Annotated in this window: 21 protein-coding genes; 2 read left to right on the top strand and 19 right to left on the bottom strand. The window is 32.6% G+C overall.

All coding sequences use genetic code 11. The annotated features are described in order from the left end of the window. Nucleotides 1-129: 129 nt before the first annotated feature. The 12 genes from HM986_RS02885 to HM986_RS02940 all read right to left on the bottom strand — a co-directional run bounded on the left by HM986_RS02885 (nucleotide 130) and on the right by HM986_RS02940 (nucleotide 12,052). The gene (locus tag HM986_RS02885) at nucleotides 130-543 is read right to left on the bottom strand and encodes a VOC family protein (protein WP_179333570.1); all 414 of its coding nucleotides are present in this window, start codon (nucleotides 541-543) and stop codon (nucleotides 130-132) included. Between the two features lie 121 nt (nucleotides 544-664). Then, nucleotides 665-991 carry a hypothetical protein gene (locus HM986_RS02890; protein WP_179333571.1) on the bottom strand — a complete coding sequence of 109 codons (327 nt, stop codon included), beginning with the start codon at nucleotides 989-991 and terminating at the stop codon, nucleotides 665-667. Nucleotides 992-1,125: 134 nt separating this feature from the next. Then, nucleotides 1,126-2,658, bottom strand: a complete 1,533-nt coding sequence (locus HM986_RS02895) for a carbon-nitrogen hydrolase family protein (RefSeq protein WP_179333572.1) — start codon at nucleotides 2,656-2,658, stop codon at nucleotides 1,126-1,128. After that, nucleotides 2,658-3,635, bottom strand: a complete 978-nt coding sequence (locus HM986_RS02900) for a deoxyhypusine synthase family protein (protein ID WP_179333573.1) — start codon at nucleotides 3,633-3,635, stop codon at nucleotides 2,658-2,660. Before HM986_RS02900 ends, HM986_RS02895 begins: the two co-directional genes overlap by 1 nt. Next, entirely contained in the window at nucleotides 3,625-4,566 is a 942-nt protein-coding gene (gene speB, locus HM986_RS02905; protein WP_179333574.1) for an agmatinase, read from the bottom strand. Before speB ends, HM986_RS02900 begins: the two co-directional genes overlap by 11 nt. A gap of 111 nt (nucleotides 4,567-4,677) precedes the next feature. Continuing rightward, entirely contained in the window at nucleotides 4,678-6,120 is a 1,443-nt protein-coding gene (locus tag HM986_RS02910) for a type III PLP-dependent enzyme domain-containing protein (RefSeq protein ID WP_179333575.1), read from the bottom strand. 832 nt (nucleotides 6,121-6,952) lie between these two features. After that, the gene (locus tag HM986_RS02915; RefSeq protein WP_179333576.1) at nucleotides 6,953-7,333 is read right to left on the bottom strand and encodes a hypothetical protein; all 381 of its coding nucleotides are present in this window, start codon (nucleotides 7,331-7,333) and stop codon (nucleotides 6,953-6,955) included. Nucleotides 7,334-7,459: 126 nt separating this feature from the next. Then, on the bottom strand, nucleotides 7,460-8,320 hold the full coding sequence (locus HM986_RS02920; protein ID WP_179333577.1) for a pseudouridine synthase: 861 nt from the start codon (nucleotides 8,318-8,320) through the stop codon (nucleotides 7,460-7,462). A gap of 107 nt (nucleotides 8,321-8,427) precedes the next feature. After that, complete coding sequence (locus HM986_RS02925) at nucleotides 8,428-9,330, bottom strand: geranylgeranylglycerol-phosphate geranylgeranyltransferase (RefSeq protein ID WP_179333578.1); 903 nt, start codon at nucleotides 9,328-9,330, stop codon at nucleotides 8,428-8,430. 65 nt (nucleotides 9,331-9,395) lie between these two features. Next, the gene (locus HM986_RS02930; protein WP_179333579.1) at nucleotides 9,396-10,325 is read right to left on the bottom strand and encodes a mevalonate kinase family protein; all 930 of its coding nucleotides are present in this window, start codon (nucleotides 10,323-10,325) and stop codon (nucleotides 9,396-9,398) included. A 40-nt stretch (nucleotides 10,326-10,365) separates the two neighbouring features. Continuing rightward, complete coding sequence (mvaD, locus tag HM986_RS02935; RefSeq protein ID WP_179333580.1) at nucleotides 10,366-11,445, bottom strand: diphosphomevalonate decarboxylase; 1,080 nt, start codon at nucleotides 11,443-11,445, stop codon at nucleotides 10,366-10,368. Nucleotides 11,446-11,518: 73 nt separating this feature from the next. Then, nucleotides 11,519-12,052 (bottom strand): DUF1697 domain-containing protein, encoded by a 534-nt coding sequence (locus HM986_RS02940; protein WP_179333581.1) that lies wholly within the window; start codon nucleotides 12,050-12,052, stop codon nucleotides 11,519-11,521. A gap of 175 nt (nucleotides 12,053-12,227) precedes the next feature. On the opposite strand from HM986_RS02940, the gene HM986_RS02945 reads away from it, so the two are divergent. Then, nucleotides 12,228-14,504, top strand: coding sequence for a hybrid sensor histidine kinase/response regulator (locus tag HM986_RS02945; RefSeq protein WP_179333582.1), 2,277 nt, complete (start codon nucleotides 12,228-12,230; stop codon nucleotides 14,502-14,504). Here HM986_RS02945 and HM986_RS02950 read toward each other — a convergent pair. Then, a complete protein-coding gene (locus tag HM986_RS02950) occupies nucleotides 14,471-15,688 on the bottom strand; it encodes a BaiN/RdsA family NAD(P)/FAD-dependent oxidoreductase (RefSeq protein ID WP_179333583.1) in 1,218 nt (405 codons plus the stop codon). The two genes, HM986_RS02945 and HM986_RS02950, sit on opposite strands and share 34 nt — an antisense overlap. Before the next feature lie 84 nt (nucleotides 15,689-15,772). Between HM986_RS02950 and HM986_RS02955 the strand changes: the two genes are divergently transcribed. Then, nucleotides 15,773-16,582, top strand: a complete 810-nt coding sequence (locus HM986_RS02955; RefSeq protein WP_179333584.1) for a hypothetical protein — start codon at nucleotides 15,773-15,775, stop codon at nucleotides 16,580-16,582. Between the two features lie 3 nt (nucleotides 16,583-16,585). On the opposite strand, the gene HM986_RS02960 is transcribed toward HM986_RS02955, so the two are convergent. From HM986_RS02960 to HM986_RS02985, 6 genes are all read right to left on the bottom strand, one after another. Then, complete coding sequence (locus HM986_RS02960) at nucleotides 16,586-17,899, bottom strand: DUF2254 domain-containing protein (RefSeq protein ID WP_317167308.1); 1,314 nt, start codon at nucleotides 17,897-17,899, stop codon at nucleotides 16,586-16,588. A 111-nt stretch (nucleotides 17,900-18,010) separates the two neighbouring features. Next, nucleotides 18,011-18,949, bottom strand: a complete 939-nt coding sequence (locus tag HM986_RS02965) for an L-histidine N(alpha)-methyltransferase (protein ID WP_179333585.1) — start codon at nucleotides 18,947-18,949, stop codon at nucleotides 18,011-18,013. After that, nucleotides 18,950-20,107, bottom strand: coding sequence for an ergothioneine biosynthesis protein EgtB (gene egtB / locus HM986_RS02970; protein ID WP_179334379.1), 1,158 nt, complete (start codon nucleotides 20,105-20,107; stop codon nucleotides 18,950-18,952). It lies immediately after the preceding gene. A gap of 15 nt (nucleotides 20,108-20,122) precedes the next feature. Beyond that, nucleotides 20,123-21,340: a bifunctional alpha/beta hydrolase/OsmC family protein gene (locus HM986_RS02975; RefSeq protein WP_179333586.1), complete on the bottom strand. Its 1,218-nt coding sequence runs from the start codon at nucleotides 21,338-21,340 to the stop codon at nucleotides 20,123-20,125. A gap of 9 nt (nucleotides 21,341-21,349) precedes the next feature. Next, entirely contained in the window at nucleotides 21,350-21,631 is a 282-nt protein-coding gene (locus tag HM986_RS02980) for a DUF427 domain-containing protein (RefSeq protein ID WP_178983266.1), read from the bottom strand. Between the two features lie 60 nt (nucleotides 21,632-21,691). Continuing rightward, entirely contained in the window at nucleotides 21,692-22,417 is a 726-nt protein-coding gene (locus tag HM986_RS02985) for a flavodoxin family protein (RefSeq protein WP_179333587.1), read from the bottom strand. Nucleotides 22,418-22,431 lie beyond the last annotated feature (14 nt).

Raw genomic sequence — 22,431 nt, forward strand, 5'->3', positions numbered from 1 at the left:
TATAGATTGTGGTTTTGGGAATTTGCCACCTCAAGCCCAAATGCTTTTAGATTACAACCTCTGGGTTATAATTACGTGGATATGTGTGAAGTTTATTTTTTCGTTATCGTACTAAAGAAATAGTAAGAATTATATATTAAACATGTGCTTAGAGTCTTTGAAGCTCTTAAATTCTAACATGTAATCATTTGGATCTTTGATAAAAAAAGACAAATGTTCACCTATTTTATCTTTCAAAAATGTGGTTTGTGTTACCACTTTTAAATTTAAATGATTTAGTTTAGCATAGAGTTCTCCCCATTTTTCAACATCGATAATAACACCAAAATGGAATGATGGTAATAATTTACCTTCAAACACATAATTTGGACTATTAAAGTTGAATTTTTCGGCTTGAATAAATGTGAGTTGATGATTAAATAAATTTATATCTAACCAGTTTTCATTACTCCTTCCCAAAGAAGCACCAATATTGTTAGTATAAAAGTTTTTGGTGTCTTCCAAACTTAGGCATGGTAACGACATGTGAAATGATGATTCCATAATTCAACCATTTAAAATTTATACAATTTTAATTTAAAATTCAACTTAACTTTTGGTAGCCCAAAAAGTTAAGTTGAAATCTTATAGTAAATTACAAAATTAGTTTTAACTAAACTAAGTTTTAATCAAAATCTTCGTCCTCCGCTCCAGGCTCTAAATCTGGGTCAACTACAGCGTCTGGATCATCATCTTCGAAGTCTTCATAATCCTCTTCGTCATAATTTTCCATAGTTTGCTCTAGTTTTGTACTTACTTTTACCAAATACTTGGTATCCTCTGTAGTAACTTCTACGGCTTCGACTGTTTCGTTTTTTGCATTTTTAAACGAGATAACATTATCGTCGTCATATCCATCAGGATATTTCTCTACCAGAAGTGCTAGAATTTCTGGTGTCAATTTTTTAAAATCAACTATAACTCGTTTTAAATGTGCGTCTTTTGGTTTCATTAGGTAAATTCTATTTTTTCTATATGTCAGATGTTATAGTTATTTCAAAATGAATTTCCCGTGATAAACATTTAGCAGCGGTTATTTCATTTTGAAATTCTATTTCTGAAGCTAATTTTTTTTAAATATAATACTTATTTGTTTACTCGTATAACATCGTAAAAATCTTTTCTACGATCTTTTAAATTTTTTACCGCTCCAAAGGAATGTAATTCTCTTAATAATCCTAAATCCACATCTGCTACTAATATCATTTCTGTGTTAGGCGTGGTTTCTGCTTTTATACCATTACTAGGAAATGAAAAGTCACATGGCGTAAACACAGCAGATTGGGCATACTGAATATCCATATTATTTACATTTGGCAAGTTACCCACACTTCCTGCAATTGCCACGTAACATTCGTTTTCTATAGCTCTTGCTTGTGCACACAAACGCACTCTAGAATATCCATTTTGAGTGTCTGTTAAAAACGGCACGAATAAAATATCCATACCTTCATCTGCTAATAATCTTGATAATTCTGGGAATTCAGAATCATAACAAATTAAAACTCCAATTTTTCCGGCATCGGTTTCGAAGGTTTTTAATTGATGTCCTCGTTGCATTCCCCAAACTTTAGCTTCATCTGGCGTTACATGAATCTTCTCATATCGCTCTAAACTTCCATCTCTACGGCATAAGTAACCGACATTATAAAGTACATCGTCCACAACTTCTGGCATACTGCCTGTAATGATGTTGATATTGTAAGAAATTGATAACTGCTGCATCTTCTCTACGATAGTCTGCGTATAACTTGCTAGTTCTCTAATCGCTTGAGGCTCGTGCATGTGATTGTACTTTGCCATTAACGGTGCATTAAAAAACTCAGGAAATACTGCAAAATCTGAGCGGTAAGCAGATACACTATCCACAAAATATTCTACTTGCTGCATTAAATCATCTAAGCCATTATACGGACGCATTTGCCATTGAATCAATCCTAAACGCACCACCGTTTTTACACTGCTCGCCTTCTTATTAGGTTTGGTATAATAAATATTATCCCATTCCATTAAGACCGCATATTCACTAGATGCTGTATCCCCTTCTAAATAGCCTTTAATAATCCTTATCGGATGAAAATCATTAGAGGTTTGAAAGTTTAAAACCGGATCGTGAATTTCCTTATGTTTAACTTTCTGAATGTACTCCTTTGGTGAATATTGATCTTTATACTTGTAATAATTTGGCATTCTACCTCCAAACACAATCCCTTTTAGATTTAGATTTTCGCATAACTCTTTTCGGTAATCATATAAGCGACGTCCCAATCTTAAACCTCTAAATTCTGGTTTTATAAATACATCAATGCCATAAAGTACATCTCCGTCTGGATCGTGATTTTTAAACTTATCACCTTCAATAATATCAGCGTAGGTATGGTTATCATCAATCTTATCGTAATCTACAATTAAAGACAACGCACAGCCAGCCAACTGACCGTCGATGCGAATAACAACTTGACCTTCTGAAAAAATAGAAGTCAAACGTGCGATATGGTCCTTTTTCCAATAGGAATTTAGAACACCACCATAGGCTTCTAAGGTTGCTGATTTCAATTCTTCAAAATCACCAACCGTTAAAAAGCTTAATTCTATATTATCAATTTTATGCTCTTCCATTACATATCTAAAAGATAAGCAAAAATTAAAGGGGCTACAATAGTAGCATCACTCTCAATTATAAATTTTGGGGTATTGATATCTAATTTACCCCAAGTAATTTTCTCATTTGGCACCGCTCCGGAGTATGATCCATAACTGGTTGTACTATCGCTAATTTGACAGAAATAGCTCCAAAAAGGTGTTTCCGGCCGTTCCATATCTTGATATAACATTGGCACAACGCAAATAGGAAAATCACCAGCAATACCTCCACCAATTTGGAAGAAACCGATACCTTTTTGCGAATTATTAGTGTACCAATCGGCTAAAAATGTCATGTATTCAATACCAGATTTCATAGTACTAGCTTTCAATTCACCTTTAAGCACGTAGCTTGCAAAAATATTACCCATAGTACTATCTTCCCAACCTGGACAAATAATAGGTAGATTTTTTTCAGCTGCTGCATACATCCAAGAATCCTTAAGATCTATTTCGTAATGCTCTTCTAGAACACCAGATAATAACAATTTGTACATATATTCATGCGGAAGGTAACGCTCGCCTTTAGCTTCAGCATCTTTCCAAATCTTAACAATATGTTCTTGAATACGTCTAAATGCTTCCTCTTCAGGAATACATGTATCTGTTACACGATTTAGTCCTTTTTCCAATAAATCCCATTCATCTTGAGGTGTTAAATCTCTATAGTTTGGTACACGTTTATAATGGCTATGCGCCACTAAATTCATGATATCTTCTTCTAAATTCGCACCTGTACAAGACACGATTTGCACCTTATCTTTACGAATCATTTCTGCAAAAATCTTACCTAATTCTGCAGTACTCATAGCACCAGCTAGAGACACTAACATCTTTGCACCAGAATTTAACTGATCTTCATACCCCTTAGCTGCATCAACCAAAGCCGCTGCATTAAAGTGTAAATAATACTTTTCTATAAATTTTGAAATTTCTCCTTTATTAGTAGTCATCTTCTGTATCAAATTTAGATTTTTTATTTCCTGAGTTTGTTGAATCGTTGAAGTTACTTTCAAAACCATCTTCAATATTTTGATCTTGAAATTTATAACTCAACATCTTATAATACAATTTGGCCGCTAAAAAATCTGAAGATTTTTCATTTTCATTTGGGCATAATTCTACGATGTCAAATCCAACGACATTCTTTTCTTCGAATACTTGCTTTAAGAATTCGAGTGTTTCATAATATAATAAACCTCCCGGCTCTGGTGTTCCTGTGCTTGGCATTATTGAAGGATCAAAAGCATCCAAATCAAATGTGATAAACACGTTATCTGTCATTTGGTCAATTGCAGAATCCATCCAACTATCATCAACAGCCATTTCATGAGCGAAATAAGTTTTCTCCTCATCCATAACTGTTTTTTCAATGATATCCATTGAACGTATGCCAACTTGGATTAAGTTCGTTGTTTGACTCGCTTCATAAACAGCACATGCATGGTTACAGGCTGTACCTTCGTAACTTTCACGTAAATCTGCATGAGCATCGATATGCAACACGGTAATGTCATCGAACATTTCATTGAATGCTCTAATAGTTCCGATAGACACCGAATGTTCCCCACCAAAAACAGTTACAAATTTATTTTTTTTAATGTATTTTTTAGTCGCTTGATGAACTGCTTCAACCATAGCTTCTGGCGATGAATTTTCAGTAACCGCATTAGCTAAAAACACACCTTGTTGGTACACTTCAGAATCTGTTTCAATATCATAGAGCTCCATATTCTCTGAAGCATCTAAAAAAGCATTAGGACCCTTATCGGCTCCTTTTTGCCAAGTACTTGTACCATCATAAGGTACAGGAATTAATACAATTTTAGCCGTTTCTAATTTTGCTAATTCTTCTGGAATACCAGCGTAAGTTTTTGTTTTCATATCATTTCCCGTAAAACGGAAATCTTATTAAATTATACTTATTTTTTTTTGAAAAAAGGCCTCTAAAATTCCTCAATAGGGTTATTTAAATAAAGAACCTTGGCTTTCGTTTTAATTTTTATTCTCTAAAACGTCTTTAGCCTTTTCAACTTTTGTTTCAGGTTCATATCCTAAAATACCTAGCAGGTTTTCACTCTTTTGTTGCTCTGCAAACACTTTAGTGTTTAAGTTTCCATCGGCATCACGCTGAATTAAAATATGCTTTGGTGTTGGAATTAAACAGTGTTGCAAACCTCCAAAACCACCAATAGTTTCTTGATAGGCTCCTGTATTAAAAAAGCCAATATATAAATGCTTATCTTTATTATATTTAGGCAGATAAATAGCGTTAGTATGTTGCTCACTATTGTAATAATCGTCACTATCGCAAGTTAAACCTCCTAAAAGCACACGCTCATAACTATCATGCCAACGGTTAATTGGCAACATTATAAAGCGTTTATTAATTGCCCATGTATCTGGTAATGTTGTAATAAAAGATGAATTAATCATGTTCCATTTTTCACGATCATTCTGTTGTTTTTGATACAAGATTTTATATAAGGCTCCACCACTTTCTCCAACCGTAAAGCTTCCAAATTCCGTAAAAATATTTGGTGTATCTACCTCTTCTTCCTCACATACTAATTTAATTTGATTTACAATTTCATCAACCATATATGCATAATCAAAATCAAAAGCTAATGAGTTTTTAATTGGAAAGCCACCACCAATGTTTAAACTATCTAGAGTTGGACAAATTTTCTTTAAAGCCGTGTAAACCTTTAGACATTTGTGTAATTCATTCCAATAATAGGCATTATCTCTTATCCCCGTATTAATAAAAAAATGAAGCATCTTTAACTTTACTTTTTTATTATCCTGAATTTGAGACTTAAAAAATGGTACAATATTTTTGTAACCAATACCCAAACGCGACGTATAAAATTCGAACTTAGGCTCTTCTTCTGAAGCGATTCTAATTCCAACTTGAAACTTTCCGTCTATTTCTTCTGATAGCAAATCGATTTCTTCATAATTATCAATTATCGGAATGCAATTTTGATGACCACCATTAATAAGATCGGCAATATTAGTAATGTACTGCTCACGTTTAAAACCGTTACTTAGTACGAACGTTTTATCTGTAATTTTACCCTCCTTTTTAAGTGCTTTTACAATATCGATATCAAAAGCCGAAGAGGTTTCAATATGAATATCATTAGTTAAAGCTTCATCTAAAACATGCTTAAAATGTGAGCTTTTAGTGCAATAGCAATAATTGTATTTACCCTTATAATCATGCTTTTTAAAGGCATCAGCAAACCACGTTTTTGCACGTTGAATGTTATTAGATATTTGCGGTAAATATGTAAATTTTAATGGCACCCCATGTTCTTCAACCAATTTCATTAGGTCTATATCATGGAAATGTAGCTGTTTATCCTCAAGTTTAAACTCGTCTTGTGGAAAATGGAAGGATTGATCAATAAGATCAATGTATTTATTGTTCATGTGTAAATTAAATATTCAAGTGTAAATTAAAAAAATATAAGCGCAAACTATGTTAAAGTAACGTTATATCATACCTGAATTTGGCTTTGTGTAGTAGGTACAAAACCATATATATGCTGACTAGCAGCAATCGAAGAAGCGGAAGTTAGCTCTAAAATTCGGTTACTTATCTTATAAGCAGCTTTTGAAATTGACTTCCTAATTTTCAAAAACCCGAACATAAAAACATATTTCAATTGTTCAGCTAAAATTGACTTTATAATCTTGTTAGATAGACACCAATTTCAGTACAAATGTATATTATTTTTTTATACGTTAATCATTTTTTTTATTTTTTTAATTTTTTTCATAAAACGCAATAAAACAATTAATTACGTACAATTATTGATGACTAATACTATTTAAAAGTACATATAGAAGTTAAGCTATTGAAGAAAAAAATAAGAATTTATGTCGAATGCACTAATTACATTAAACATGATATAATAGCTGTCAATTAAAACTATATTTTGAGTATAAAACAGGCTGTATTAGATGCTGTAAACAGTTTATTATTTCATATTTCACCCTTAAGTTTAAATCCAAGCCATTTAAAAAATGGTATTCAATTTTCTATTTTAATATTGACTTAACTAAACAATCTAACAAACTAATATTTTTTTAGAACTTAAGTAAGTATACGAAAAAGCACCTTATCCAAGGTGCTCTTTATAATCTTTAGATAGAAATGCCTAAAACCTCGATGCAGAATTTTAAGCTTAATATATTAATGATTATTTACGATGCTTCTTTTTTAAGGAGCAACAGAATTTCATTTATATATGTCGGAGTTTTAAATACCTGAAAGTATTAATTCATTATCAACGTCGATCTCGATTTCAATAATATCGCACGGCAAAAGTGTTAATTCCATTTTTTGCCCGTAAACAATGTTATTCGATGCGACTACAATTACCTCACTATTGGACAATTCGAGCCAATCTGTTTGCTCCGACATGGATAATGTCTGTGAATGCAGTTGGCTATAATCTTGTCCATAGATAGCAAAATCAAAACTATCTGTACCGTTGTTCGTAAATTTAATTTGTGGTAAATCATCGATACAACTGAGGGTTTGATAATTTAAATCATCAGGTGTCTCTTGTACTTCTGGTGTATCCGTGGTACAATTTGACATAAGTAATAGCAATAATAAAAGTCTAACATTTTTCATAAGTAGGTTATTTTTAATTGATTGGGGCGGCAATATATAAAAATCCTACAGGCGCTCGACAAAACAGAGTATTTATTCGACGAACGGTAATTGAAAAATGTAAAAAGCTGATTATTAAGACAAGAACTATATCATTTTTAGCGTATTTACTTCTTGTTCTGAAAGATGCTTCCAATGACCACGAGGAATATCTTTTTTAGTTAAATGACCAATTGCTACGCAATCAATTTTTACAATATCGTAGTTAAGTTCTTCAAATATTGTACGCAAAATGGTATTACCTGTATTTTTAATTTTGATTCCGACTTGGCTTTTTGCTTCACCTTGGATGTAGCTTATCTCTTCTACGGCAACTAACTTTCCTTCAACTTTAAAACCTTCTTGAATCTTTTTTAAGTCTTCAAATTTTAGATTCTTATCTAATTCAACTTGAAATAATCTTGGTACTCCACTTTTAGAATTCGTGAATTTTTGAACCACTTTATCATCATTTGTGAATAATAATAATCCTAAAGAGTTTCTTCCTAAACGCCCAATAGGTTTAATACTAGCATTGGTTGCATTAGCTACTAAATCCATTACGGTTCTTCCTTTTCCTTCCGCTGTAGTTGTTGCAAAACCTTTTGGTTTGTTTAATAAGATATAAACCGGCGGCTCTGGTGTAACACGTTGTCCATCAAAACGAACATCGTCTGTACGCTTAACTTTGTAACCCATTTCGGTAACAACTTTACCATTAACCATTACTAAACCAATGGCAATATTCTCATCGGCCTCACGACGCGAACAGATACCACTATTGGCAATATATTTATTTAGACGAATTGCATCAGGGTTTGATGGTTTTGAAGACGACGACGTCTTGCCTTCGGTTGCTGATTTCTTTTTAAAAGGAGCGTTCCCTCTAGCAAAACTACTTGTTTTGCTATTAGCATTTCCTCTTCCTGAAGTCTTTCCTTTTCCTTTGCTATCTTGATTTCTGCTCATGTTTCAATTTTTCGCAAAGATAAACAATAGTTTATATCTAGTGCTTAATTATTTAAGATGTTTAACACCTTAGTCTTACAACACCTTATAACGCAGGAAAATAATATCTAAATTCTATTTAAAACAACAGATATATCAATTAAAAGAATAGAAAACACGCCTAGTACAATGATAAACTTTAATATATTGTGTAGAATGAGATAATGATTTTTTTTATTGGATTTAAGTAAAATCATGAGATAAAGCAAAAGCAATACAATACTTAGATAAAAGAAGTAATACATATAACCAATCTTAAAAAATAGAATAAGCATAATTGCAGAAACAACCGTTGAAACAGCAACAATAGTCAACATCAATTTAGAAACCTTCTCGCCATAAACCACGGGAATTGTTCTATAATTGAGCGCCAAATCTCCTTTTAAATTCTCTAAATCTTTTGTAAGTTCTCTCATTGATATGAGCAAAAACAAAAACAAACCGTGTGCAAAAATTACAGGTTCGAAATTTTGATAGTAGATAAAAATAACAAAAAATGGAGTTACCGTTAAAATAGCTGAGACCAAATTACCCACCATTGGTAATTTTTTTAAGCGATGCGAATAAAACCAAATAGCAAAAATGTAGATTGAAAAAAACAGAACTGCTTTAAACGCTACATAGCTAGCAAAAACAACCGCTAAAAAATTTAAAACAAAATAAAAAGATAGTTTTGTGTTTTGACTTACCAAACGATCTAGCATAGTTTTCCTAGGCTTATTGATTAAGTCTTTTTCCGAATCGTAAAAGTTATTAATGATATAACCTCCTGCTATTGTCGCGGAAGATGCCAGTACTAGCATTAAAAGATTAAGATCTAAAAGAACCGATTTAACAGGCTTATCATGTGCAAAAATATATACTGACGCTAAATATTGCGCTATTACGACGACTAAAATATTGTAACCTCTAACTACAGAAAATAGGCTGAAAAATTTGAGTAGAATATGTTTCTGCCGTCTTGATAACATTATTTTGAAGATGTAAAAGTCTGAACCAACAGCATATTTAAACTCAGTATGACAAAATCAAAAGTTTAGAAGTTATAAACCACCTCTAATTTCTGACCTATAAGTGCTTCTCGTGCTTTGTCTATATTTTCTGTAAATCCTAAAATATAACCGCCACCACCAGAACCACAAAGTTTTAAGTAATAATCGTTTGTATCTAATCCTTTTTTCCAAAGTTCATGAAATTGAACAGGAATCATAGGTTTAAAATTATTTAAAACCACTTTAGACAATTGCTTTGTATTTTTAAACAATGACTTCATATCTCCTTTTAAGAAATCATCTACACAAGCATCTGTATGCTTTATAAATTGGTCTTTAAGCATACTACGGAACCCTTCATTTTTCATGTTTTCCATAAAAATACTCACCATTGGTGCCGTTTCCCCGACAATTCCACTATCTAATAGAAAAACAGCTCCTTTTCCTTCTGCCTTTTGCGATGGAATGCCTGTAGCTTCAATATTATCTTTAGAATTAATTAATATAGGAAGACTTAAATAACTATTCAACGGATCTAAACCTGAGGATTTTCCATGAAAAAACGACTCCATTTCAGAAAAAATAGTTTTTAACTTTAATAGTTTTTCGCGCGTTAAATTTTCTAAAACTGTGATTTTATCACTAGCATATTTATCATAAATAGCAGCTACTAATGCTCCACTACTTCCTACTCCGTAACCTTGCGGAATTGAAGAATCGAAATACATACCTGAATCCACATCGTCTTGCAATTTATTAATATTAAAAATCACCAAATCTTTATCCAACCCCTTTAAATACGTCGCAAAACGTTTTAGGCTTTCATTAGATTCTTTTGCCTCCTCAGTAGGATTCTCATCCCTCTTTAACGCTCCGTTGTAAAAATTATAAGGTATAGATAAGCCTTTAGAATCTTTAATGATTCCATACTCTCCAAATAGAAGTATTTTAGAATAAAATAGTGGTCCCTTCATGTATTATTAGTAATAGCTTTAACAAATATACGTATTAAAATTATATTTGGTTGGCGCCTTGTCCAATTTGATCACAAATATAATGTCCGTTTTGGCAACAGCTAACCAATTCATTCTTAATAAATTCTAAGATGAATGCTTTTTCATTTTCCGGGTATAAGACATGTACATTGGCTCCTGCATCGAGTGTAAAACAAACTTTTGAATCCGTTTTTTGTCTGTAGGCCCAAATCTTATTAATAATTTCTAATGTATTTGGCTTCATTAATATAAAGTATGGCATACTCGTCATCATCATAGCATGAAGCGTTAAGGCTTCACTTTCTACAATTTTTACAAATTCATTTACATCTCCAGATGCCAAAACGGTTTTTAATTTTGCTAAATTATCATGAGCTTGTTTAAAACGTTTTTCTGCAAACGGATGACCATGCATTAATTGATGCCCAACGGTACTGCTCACCTGTTTTTCACCTTTATCAACTAATAAAATAGTGTCCTGATAATTTTTAAAATTGGAATGTACCTCTCCTTCAAATTTTACTCCATATAAATCTGAACTTGCCTCAATACTTTCATTTTTTCCCCAAACTACAAGCTCTCCTTCTATGCTTCTACAAGCACTTCCCGAACCTAATCTTGCTAAAAATGATGCTTTTTGACTAAAAATCTTATCGCTTATGTCCACTGTGCTCAGCGAGCGTTCTATACTCATTAAACATAAAGCAATCGCACTCATTCCTGAGGCTGAAGAGGCGATACCTGAACTATGTGGAAACGTATTCGACGTCTCTATTTTAAAGTGATAGTCCTTTAAAAATGGCATATATATTTCTATTCGTTCAAAAAAGGTCTGAATCTTTGGCTTAAACGCTTCATTTTTTTTTCCTTCAAAATAAATATCAAAACTAAAATCTTTACTTTCTTTTTTAATAAAAGTGATTTCTGTGATAGTTTTACAATCTGAAAGCGTAAAGCTTATCGATGGATTTTCTGGAATTTGATTATCCTTTTTTCCCCAATATTTTACCAAAGCTATATTGCTTGGTGATTCCCATTTTACGGAACCACTCTCTAATGTTGAATTGTAACTTTTAAGTATAAAGTCTTGTTCTGTCATGTATTAATCTTGAATTGCCATTGCGCGTTCAATTATATATTGCAAAAATAAGAAATATCTCATGGTCTTATCTTTATTCTTCTGACAATGCCAACAGTTTTACCGTTGTTTTATAATTTCTGGCTGTGGCCACGACACTTAATTTTTTTTCAAAATAATTAAGATTAAATTTTGAACGTCCGTAACCTTTAGGACAAAAGAGATAAATACAATCATTGACAATTATATACACGTCCTCAGGATACGTTTTTTTTGAAACCTCTTTAACTAAAGTGTCATCTGGAACCTCACTTAACAATATAAAATAACTTTGCGCTTTTATAGCATCTGCAAAAGGACAAGCATTAAAAATTATGGACAACTCATCTTTTGTTTTTAACAAAACAGGAACATCAAAACCAAACTGGTTTAAAATATTTTTTTGAATTTTATTTTCTAAAGTTTTTGAATCGCTGTCTGAAGATTGAAAAATAACATTCCCACTTTGAATATAGGTTTTTACATTTATCAATCCTAATGTTATAAGTAACGCCCTTAGCTCAGCCATTGGCACTTTCCTATGTCCGCCAACATTAATTCCTCGTAAAAATGCAATATAGGTTTCCATCTAAATAAATTACTATTAGTGTAAATATAGTTAAAACAAGAAATTTTATTAAAATCGCGAATGAAAAAGTTCGTATTTCACATAGCCCTTAACTCTTTAAAATGCAAATAAAACCGATTAAATGTTGTTTGATTTGATAAAAAGATTAGTTTTGTGTCATTAATCCCCTAACAACATGTGTTTCCCCAAATTGAACACTGTTATTATTTTGTTTGTAGCCTTGGTTACTAATGGATTTTATGCAAACGCGCAAGAATCCCTTATAAACATTGATAGCAGTTCTTATACTTTTGACAGTTACAAACTAGATTTCCTCGTTGAAAACGACAGTCTTTACCAAGCAACAATTCTACTAAACGAAGCCATAAGTTATTCTAAAAAATACAATTTAAAACAAACAGAAGCCAAATCTTACAATGCCTTAGGCGATGTTTTAGTTAAAATGTCTAATTTTAATAAAGCTGAAAATTATCATCATAGAGCATTAAAAATATACGATTCACTTAACGACAATAAAGGTAAAGACCTCTCCTACTCTGGTCTACTTAACACCTACGCTTCAGGAAAATATTATTCTAAATTCGATAGTACCTATCCCAAGGCTCAAGAAATATCTAAGACACTTAATAGCGAAATATATTTTATTAACCTCGAATATAAAATAAAAAAAGACTATTACAGCTTCGATAATACCACGATGTTAACATCGAGCAACATTGCTTTAGAGGCTTTAAAAAACACAAACTTTGATAGCCTAAACTACTCTAAAAGTTATAAAACAAAAAATCTAAAGCAGACTTTACATACGTCTTTTGAGTACTACAATGCTATTGCCCGTATTAAAGCATCAGACTTTAAAGAAGAAGATTATGAACCTTTATTTTTAATCAATGAAGCTGAACTTGAAGCCGCAAGTTTTACAGATGTTAATTCTTATAGAAAATTATCTTCTTTGAATTATTACAAACACCTCTATTATACCAATACTAAGAAGAATTTAGACTCCGCTAATAAATATCTCTTAAAATCTGACACTTATAAGTACAGAGCACTTAATAATCTTGAGAAACAAAACACTAGAAATGGTGAATTAATATATAAGATTATTAACGCAGAACAAAAGTTAGCATTAGTGAACGAAACGCGTAAACAAGATGCACTTACTTCAAAAATATTCTTAGCAAGTACTATAATTATGAGCATTACTCTTGCTGTTATACTCACTAGTTTTTATTTTTATTTTAAGGCTAGAAAGAATATTTGCGAGATTAATGAAGCCTTAACAGCTTCAAATTCTAAACTTCTTGCCATAGATAAAGACCGATTAGAGTTCTTCTCAATACTAAGTCATGAGTTACGTACGCCTATTTATGGCATCAGCGGTTTAGCAACTCTTATTGACCAAGAGATTGACAACACTAAAAAGCAGTCCTATTTAGACTCATTAATATCATCTAGTAACTACTTATCGATATTAATTGACAATATTTTACAAGCTAATAGACTAAAGTTTGAAGACAAAAATCTTCGATTAAAACCAGATAAAATCGAAAAAATTGTGAGTCATGTTGTTAGTACGGTTGCCATTGCAGCTCAAAACAAGGGCTTAGAACTTAATGTTCATATTGATAAGTCGGATGAAGAAGAAAATATTTTAGTAGATAAGGTCGCCTTTAGTCAAATTTTAATCAATTTAGCATACAACGCCATTAGATATACAAAAAAGGGTCATATCTCTATTAATGTGTTTGAGCAGAGCAGAAAAAATAATGAAATCACTTTACGTTTTGAAGTTAAAGATACGGGTATCGGGATAAAAGAAGAACACCGATCTGTGGTATTCAGTGCTTTTGAAAACAAGACGTTCTTAAATAAAAACAGCAGTGGTTCTGGTTTAGGGCTATACATCGTTAAAACATTACTAAGAAGCCACAATTCTGATATCGATTTTATTTCCACACCAAATGAAGGAACCTGTTTTTTCTTCGAAGTAACATTTCAACTATCAATACAGGTTGAGAGCCAACGTACAATCACGGTTTTACCGCAACGCGATATGCATGTTTTAATTGTAGATGATAATAAAATTAACCTATTAATTACAAAGAAGAATATCGAAAAAATTGAAGGTTATAGTTGTCAAACAATTTCTAATGGTAAAGAAGCGATATCTCTTGTAAAAGCAAAAGATTTTGATTTAGTCCTAATGGATATAAATATGCCAGACATGGATGGATATGAAGTTACTAAACACATTAGGATATTTAATCCTTACATTCCTATTTTAGCATTGACAGCATTAAATTCTAATGAAATTTCTACTAAATCCGAAGCTGCTGGTATCGATCAAATTATTACAAAACCTTATATTTTTGAAGATTTTAAAACTATAATTACCTCGTACGGTAATAATCTAAATCACTGCAACATTATGGACTCAGAAGCAATATAAGCTCCTGTCCACGCATTCTGAAAATTAAAACCACCAGTAACTGCATCAACGTTGATCACTTCTCCTGCAAAGAAAAGATTTGGAATACGTTTACTTTCAAAGGTTTTAAAATTAACATCTTTTAAGTCAACACCTCCTGCTGTTACAAATTCATCCTTAAATGTACTTTTACCTGTAACTTGAAATATAGCAGTAGTTAATTGATTCGCTAATGCTTCTAACTGCTGTTTATTTAAATCTGCCCATCGTTTCCCTTCATCGATATCTGAAGCTATAACCAATTGTTTCCATAGGCGTTTTGGCAAATCAAATTGCGACAGTTTAACCACTGTCTTTTTTGCAAATTCTTGTTTAAAATTCTTTAGTTCCTCCAAACAAGATTCAAAATCTAATTGAATAAAATTAATCTCAATTTCAAAGTGATAATTTAATTTTGCCAGTTCTACAGCTCCAAAAGCAGAGAGTTTTAATATGGCTGGCGCACTCATGCCCACATGTGTAATTAACAATGGTCCATGAGATTCTAAATCGGTCCCAACTACTTTAATTTCTACATTCTTTGCCACCACACCAGGAATATCTTTAATGCGATTATCCTTTATATCAAAAGTAAAAAGGGATGGTACCGGGTCTATAATGGAATGTCCTAAATCTTCGAGAAGTTTCCATACCTTGGTATTACTTCCTGTAGCTAACAATAATTTTTGAGACTGAAACCCTCCTTGCGATGTTTCAATTATAAAGTTGTTTTCCATAGCTTGAATCGACTTTACCGAATGGTTATAAAACACTTCAACATTATACTTTTCGGCCTCATTTAAAAAACAATCTATAATCGTTTGAGATGAGTTTGAAACCGGAAACATGCGACCATCTTCTTCAATTTTTAATTCCACACCACGCTCCTCAAACCAAGCAATAGTATCTCCCGTCATAAAACTATGAAAAGGCCCTAAGAGTTCTTTTTCACCTCTTGGATAATTTAATACTAATTCTGACGGTATAAATTCGGCATGCGTCACATTACAGCGGCCACCACCAGAAATTTTCACTTTCTGCAAACCTTCTTTTCCACGCTCTAAAATGGCAACTGACAATTCAGGATGTTTTTCTGCAATGTTAATAGCAGCAAAAAAACCTGCAGCTCCACCACCAATAATTATAATATCTTTTTGTGTATTCAAACTATTATATTAAGAAGATTTTGTGATTTTTAATTTGTGTTATTTGATAACGAGTACTACTTTGACTCAAAGTATAAAATTACAATGATATACATCAAAAGACTAATATTTCTATCGTTTATTGTGAGTTCTTGTCAATCCATAGGGCAGCTAAAAATTGAGTCGCGCATTGCTAACGAATTAAAGGAGGTCTCTGCTGCAGAAATAAGTACAGATTCTGACATCATTTGGGTCATCCAAGATGCTGGAAACGACAATAACCTCATTGGGCTAGATAAGAATGGACATATCGCTAGAAATATATCTATCAGTAATGCTAAAAATAAAGACTGGGAAGATTTAACTTCTGACAGCCAAGGAAATATTTATATAGGTGATTTTGGAAACAATAATAAGAAGCGAGAAACATTTAAAATTTATAAAATAAATCATAATGATTTAAATGAAAGTTCTACTATCGCAGAGGTTATTGAATTCACCCTCCCTAAAAATCAAAAAACTGAAGATTTCGAATCTTTTTTCATTTACAATAACGCCTTCTACATTTTTAGTAAAGAGAATAAAAAGTTTGTTGTTTTAAAAGTAAAGAATAGCGAAGGAAAACATGTCGCTGAAGTACATTGCGAATATAAATTCGATGGTAAAAACAATAAAATAACCTCAGCCGATATTAGCGGTAATGGTGAAACTATTATTCTTTTAAATCATGATAAATTATGGAAAATCACCAATTTTGAGCATGATGATTTTTTCTCTGGCGACATCACTGAAGTTGCATTTGGTCATGATTCACAAAAAGAAGGCATATGTTTTAAGACAAACTCAACCATTATCATTACAGATGAGAGAAAAAATTCTGAAGGAGGCTATATCTATTCTTTTAATTTGAATTAACTTTTAAATTTTACACCCTGAGGTATTAACGTCTTGCAACCTTTTTATACAAGACTTTATGACTGCAATGTCTGCTTCATTCTTATGATTATCTAATGCGTCTTTTTCTAGATTCTTTATTTCCTTAACTACAACTTCACTATAGCTCTCATGAAGCACGTTACTATTTTGAAGTAAATATTGCAGCATTAGAAATAATTTCTGTACAATAATAATATCGTGTTTACAGTAGGTTCTAAGGGAAGCCATCACGTTATAAAGCAACTGTTCAAAACTTACTGTTTTTATAAATATAAGTGCAGTCTCATCCTCATTAAAATAATAACTTTTATCCTTCTTAGTCATCCGTAATGCGAATAATTCTGTAAGGTAATCAATGCTATTAATGCATGTTCCGGGGTCATTAATACCAGGAGACATTGCTTTTAGAGCAATTTCAGTTATCTGTTTAAAAGCAAGAACATAGTTATCTTCTATAAGCTCACTATTAGAAAAGGTTATGGCTTTAGCTAATTGTTTTTCTAACTCATCATTACTATCACCTTTATATTTTAGAATTGGGATGCCTTTTAAAACATAAGCTCCTTTAATAGGCACAATCTCTATTTTTAACTGATGCTCTTCTGCTAAATCGGCTAAAGAATTTAGACTTACATCTTGCATATAACCCGTTGAATCTGCCATAACATGGTTCCAATTTGAAGTATCTTCAAACGCTGTGTCATTATGTTTTTCGTCTTCAATCAATTTATCTAATCGAACCTTAGCTTTCTTAAAAATTTTATCCATTATGGTATTAACCTGAATTTCTTGAGAAATTGAGTGAATAAAATAAATGAAAGACCCTAAACTCAAGGTCATAAAAACAATGCTTAGTAACACCGAAAAACCAGGCATTTGGTATTTATCGCCTTGAGGTGTTATGGACACCAAAGTGAAAATGCAATACAATAATGTGGAATTATAAATCCCTAAAATAATTTGATGCCGTCTATTGGAAATTAATCCTGGAAGTAATCTAGGCGAGAAGTTACTAGAAGCCTGATTAAGTAAAATCATCACCAATGAAAAACTAAACACCATTATTGAAATTAGTCCAGCAATAAATGTGGTGAGTAGGCTTCTAGCTGTTTCCGTATTATTGACCACTAAAATTGGTGCATGTTCAACGAGGTATTTAGAAACACCTATGCTCTCTAAATAAATCATGAAGAATGCAAAAAGCATCCCAAAAAGACTAATAATAGAGGGATAAAAAGCAATATTACTTTCTAACTTATCTAATGATTTTAGGATTTTGTATATGTACTTCTTCACGCTTATGAGTTATAAAACTAGTCATTATTGAAAAGAATATTTCAATTCAGCCTCAAGAAACACCTTTATAAGTGAATCACTTAACCCAAACGCATTAGGTTTTAATCGGTATCATTTTGTCCACAAACTATCTGTGAAGTAATGTTTACAATCTAAGAAGTTGTTTTCTACAGTAAACTCGGCATGGTTTGCTAACTCGTTAATCTCTTCTAAGGCATATTTTTTAGACAGTTCGGTCCAGATTAATTCGTCATAATCCAAATGAATAACCTCGTTTATGGCCTTAAGGTGCACCGTTTGTTTTCTAAGACTAACGATGTAGCTTTTTACATTTCCGGTGGTTGGATTGTAATAGCAGTAAAAATCAAAATCATCAATTTTGAAATCGGCATCTAACTCACGGTTTATTCTCACCAATAAGTTGAGATTAAAGCGCTTTGTAATCCCATGCTTATCATAATAGGCATTATGAATAATAATTGGATTTTTCTTTAAGTCAAAACCGATTAACAGTTTGTCACCAGATTTCATGTTTTTATTAAAAAGCTGTAATAATTCCTCAGCCTTATCCTGCAAATAGTTCCCAATATTACCACCCAAAAACAATAATAGACTAGGATAATCACTTTGTCTGTTATCTTTCAATATTTCAAAATAATCACCCACTTTTGGATGAATTTTGAGAGCTGGTAATTTTTCTTTTAAGCGCTGTGTGAGAATATCAATGGCTTCTTGAGATATATCGATAGGGATATAATGGAAGTCCACGTTATTATTCACTAAATACTCTAAAAGCTTAAATGTTTTAAAACCATCACCTGCACCCAATTCTACAATATTAAAAGGCCCTGAAAACTTTAAGGCTTCACTAATTTGTTTGGATTGCATAGACAAAATCTCAAACTCTGAATTGGTTGGATAATATTCTGGCATATTCATTATTTCTTGAAATATGCGACTGCCATTATCGTCGTAAAAATACTTAGATGGCAAGTGTTTATTTTTGGCAGTTAAGCCTTTAAGCACATCTTTTGCGAAGTTATCTGTCATTTATTTTGCTAATCTAATTCCTGAAAATAGCCAACGCATGTCTGGCTGAAAAAAGTTTCTATATGTCGGTCTACAATGATTTTTTGAAGTCGCTACTGAGCCACCTCGCAATACCATTTGATTCACCATAAATTTACCATTATATTCACCAAGCGCACCGTCTACCTTGGTATAATTAGGATAAGGTAAGTACGCACTATTAGTCCATTCCCAAAGCTGGCCAAAACTAAATTTATGTGAGGCCACTTCCCATTCAAACTCGGTTGGTAAACGCATCCCTTTCCATTGCGCAAAGGCATATGCTTCGTAAAATGTGATATGAGTTACTGGCAAATCACCATCTACCTCAACAAAACCATTAAGTGTGTATTGCATCCATTTTCCATCGACCTTATGCCAATACAAAGGTGCTTCTAAATTGTTATTTTGAACATAGTCCCAACCTTCGGCATGCCAATGATTAAAATCTTTATAACCACCTGCATCTATAAATTCAATATACTCTGAATTAGTGACGAGTTGATTTGAGATTTCAAAATCATGAAGATACACTTTGTGCCTTCCTAATTCATTATCAAAACAAAAGCCTTCACCTTTATGACCAATTTCGTAAACGCCTTCTTTAATTTGAAGGAATTCTTGTGGTTCATTTTCGGCTTGTAATTGGATTTTATAATCTAAAACAGGAAATGAAGGTTGGTTCCCGAAAATATATTTGATATCGTAAATTAATAATTCTTGATGCTGCTGCTCGTGCTGTAAACCAATTTCGATAATATTTGAAATGTCTTCAGATGTTCCATTAGAAATAAATTCTGAAAGTTGTGCATTTACATAAGCTCTATAATCGAGAACTTCTTGTAATGTTGGCCGTGTCATTAAGCCACGTTCAGCCCGCATTACACGTTTGCCAACGTTATTGTAATAACTATTAAAGTAATAGGCAAAATCGTCGTTAAACACTTTATAATCTGCTTTATATTCAGAAAGTATAAATTGCTCAAAAAACCAAGTTGTATGTGCCAAATGCCATTTTGGTGGTGACACAAATTCTGCGGGCTGAATAGATACATCTTCCGCCTGAAGCGATTTACAAATCAGTTCTGTTTGATGCCTAACTTCTAAGAAGCGTTCTTTAGTTATGGTATGGTTTGTTATTGTTTCCACGCTAATTTATAATATTTCAGTTTCAAAAACGACTTCGCTTGCAATGGTTTTGTGCACAGGGCAACGCGAGGAAATTTCTTTTAAACGGTCTTTTTGTTCAGTTGTTAAATCACCAATCAGTTTTAATTTTTTGCTAATGTGATCTAAGTATTTTGGCTGCTCTGTAACAAGATTTAAATCGTCACTATGTTTTCTAGAGTGTGATATATAAACATAGACTTCTCTTAAATCCCATTTTTTTCGTTCGGCATACATTTTTAAGGTCATTACCGTACAAGCTGCTAATGCGGCATTGAGATATTCGTATGGTGAGGGACCAAAATCACTACCACCAACACTTGCAGGTTCATCGGCAATGAACGCGTGATTTTTAGTTTGGATTTCCGTGGTAAAGTTGTTTTCGACAATATTTAAATGACCAACTAGTTGCTCACCTTCGGTACTTAACATTTTATTTTTAGCTTTAGGGAAATAACGCTTAGCCCAAGTTCCTATAATTTCACCAACATATTGGCTATCTTCTTCTTTAGTTAGTAAATGATCCGCATTATCTAAAGTTACAAAACTCTTTGGATGGTGTGCCTTTTTGTATAATTTCTCAGCGTTTTCAATACCCACTATTTTATCGAAAGGTGCATGCATAATCAATAGCGGTTTGCGTAAATCTTTAACTATTGTAGGCAAGTCCGTTTTATCAAATTCTTCAACAAAATCTTGGTTGATAACAAATGGACGACCACCAATATTTACTTCTACATCTCCTTTTTCTGCAGAGTCTTCAACCTGATGCGAGAACAAATGTTTCACATGATTTACTGTTGATGGCGCACCTACAGTAGCAACTGCTTTTACTGTTTCAAGCTTTGAAGCCGCCACCAATACGGCTGCTCCACCTAACGAATGACCAACAAGTAAACTTGGTGCTTGGTAGTGTTCTTCCATATATTTATGGACATCTAATAAGTCATCTACATTTGCAGAAAAATGACTATCGGCAAATTCACCTTCACTTCTACCTAAGCCTGTAAAATCGAAACGCAACACCGCAAATCCGTTTTGGGTTAATGCTCTACTCACATTTCTAACAGCACTTAAACTACTGCTACACGTAAAACAATGTGCAAAAATGGCGTAGTAATTTGGTTTCTGATTGGCTGGTAATTCTAAATTGGCATTGAGAGTAATTCCTTTTCTATTTTTTATCTTGAGTTTTGTGCTTTTCATAACCTAATTTTAATCTTCAATTGTTACACCTCTCCAAAAAGCGACATGGTTTTTAATTCCCTTTGCCAATTCTGATACTTCTGGATAAAACCAAGCAGCATCCTTATTTTCCTTACCATCAACCTCTATCGTATAGTACGATGCTGTGCCTTTCCATGGGCATACAGAGTTTAAGTCACTTGGTTTAAAAAATTCCTTTTTTATACTTTCGTGAGGAAAATAATGATTTCTTTCTATGACTATAGTGTCATTACTTTCTGCTATGACTTTATTATTCCAAATTGCTTTCATCTTTATTGTTTTTTATCAAACAGAAACTTTAATCTCGCTCCATTTGTGGATGCTTAATTTCTATCTGTATTCTGGATTTTCAAAAGACCAATGTGTACCACTGTCCCATGCTTCTCGAGAATTACCGTAATTACTATATCCTTTATTTTCTTTCAATAGCTTTGCTAAATGTAAAAGGTTGTAAGTCATAAATGTGGTGTTTCTATTGGTGAATTCAGAATTGAATCCTACTGGGGGATTAATGCTTTTATCCTTCCATTTAGTATCACCATAACTTGGTCCTGGTCCTACTTCGCCAATCCATCCACAATCGGCTTGCGGTGGAATAGAATAACCGACATGCTGCAGCGAATACAATATTCCCATAGCACAGTGTTTTACCCCATCTTCATTACCAGTTACCATACATCCTCCCACTTTACCATAGAAAACATATTGTCCTTTATCGTTGGTTTCTCCGCTCATAGCATACAAACGTTCAATTAGCTTTTGCGCTTCAGAAGATTTTTCACCTAACCAAATTGGTGTTCCTACGATTAAGACATCGGCTTCACTCACTTTTTTATAAATACTTGGCCAGTCATCTTTCTCCCAACCGTGTTCTGTCATATCTGGATACACACCAACAGCGACATCTAAATCTATAAGTCGAATCGTTTCAAAAGATACGTTCTCCTTTTTTAAAATATTTTGAGAGACCTCCATAAGCGTTTCGGTATGACTTACTGCAGGTGATTTTTTTAATGTGCAATTGATGTATAATACTTTTAGTTTTGAAAAATCCATTGTTCTGTTTTTTA

Source organism: Winogradskyella costae, from assembly GCF_013403865.1.
GTDB classification, from domain to species: domain Bacteria; phylum Bacteroidota; class Bacteroidia; order Flavobacteriales; family Flavobacteriaceae; genus Winogradskyella; species Winogradskyella costae.

Excerpts from the sequence above, each read along its gene's own strand:
- HM986_RS02885 (WP_179333570.1), bottom strand. The coding sequence starts at position 543 with ATGGAATCATCATTTCACATGTCGTTACCATGCCTAAGTTTGGAAGAC.
- HM986_RS02890 (WP_179333571.1), bottom strand. The coding sequence starts at position 991 with ATGAAACCAAAAGACGCACATTTAAAACGAGTTATAGTTGATTTTAAA.
- HM986_RS02895 (WP_179333572.1), bottom strand. The coding sequence starts at position 2,658 with ATGGAAGAGCATAAAATTGATAATATAGAATTAAGCTTTTTAACGGTT.
- HM986_RS02900 (WP_179333573.1), bottom strand. The coding sequence starts at position 3,635 with ATGACTACTAATAAAGGAGAAATTTCAAAATTTATAGAAAAGTATTAT.
- speB (WP_179333574.1), bottom strand. The coding sequence starts at position 4,566 with ATGAAAACAAAAACTTACGCTGGTATTCCAGAAGAATTAGCAAAATTA.
- HM986_RS02910 (WP_179333575.1), bottom strand. The coding sequence starts at position 6,120 with ATGAACAATAAATACATTGATCTTATTGATCAATCCTTCCATTTTCCA.
- HM986_RS02915 (WP_179333576.1), bottom strand. The coding sequence starts at position 7,333 with ATGAAAAATGTTAGACTTTTATTATTGCTATTACTTATGTCAAATTGT.
- HM986_RS02920 (WP_179333577.1), bottom strand. The coding sequence starts at position 8,320 with ATGAGCAGAAATCAAGATAGCAAAGGAAAAGGAAAGACTTCAGGAAGA.
- HM986_RS02925 (WP_179333578.1), bottom strand. The coding sequence starts at position 9,330 with ATGTTATCAAGACGGCAGAAACATATTCTACTCAAATTTTTCAGCCTA.
- HM986_RS02930 (WP_179333579.1), bottom strand. The coding sequence starts at position 10,325 with ATGAAGGGACCACTATTTTATTCTAAAATACTTCTATTTGGAGAGTAT.
- mvaD (WP_179333580.1), bottom strand. The coding sequence starts at position 11,445 with ATGACAGAACAAGACTTTATACTTAAAAGTTACAATTCAACATTAGAG.
- HM986_RS02940 (WP_179333581.1), bottom strand. The coding sequence starts at position 12,052 with ATGGAAACCTATATTGCATTTTTACGAGGAATTAATGTTGGCGGACAT.
- HM986_RS02945 (WP_179333582.1), top strand. The coding sequence starts at position 12,228 with ATGTGTTTCCCCAAATTGAACACTGTTATTATTTTGTTTGTAGCCTTG.
- HM986_RS02955 (WP_179333584.1), top strand. The coding sequence starts at position 15,773 with ATGATATACATCAAAAGACTAATATTTCTATCGTTTATTGTGAGTTCT.
- HM986_RS02965 (WP_179333585.1), bottom strand. The coding sequence starts at position 18,949 with ATGACAGATAACTTCGCAAAAGATGTGCTTAAAGGCTTAACTGCCAAA.
- HM986_RS02975 (WP_179333586.1), bottom strand. The coding sequence starts at position 21,340 with ATGAAAAGCACAAAACTCAAGATAAAAAATAGAAAAGGAATTACTCTC.
- HM986_RS02980 (WP_178983266.1), bottom strand. The coding sequence starts at position 21,631 with ATGAAAGCAATTTGGAATAATAAAGTCATAGCAGAAAGTAATGACACT.
- HM986_RS02985 (WP_179333587.1), bottom strand. The coding sequence starts at position 22,417 with ATGGATTTTTCAAAACTAAAAGTATTATACATCAATTGCACATTAAAA.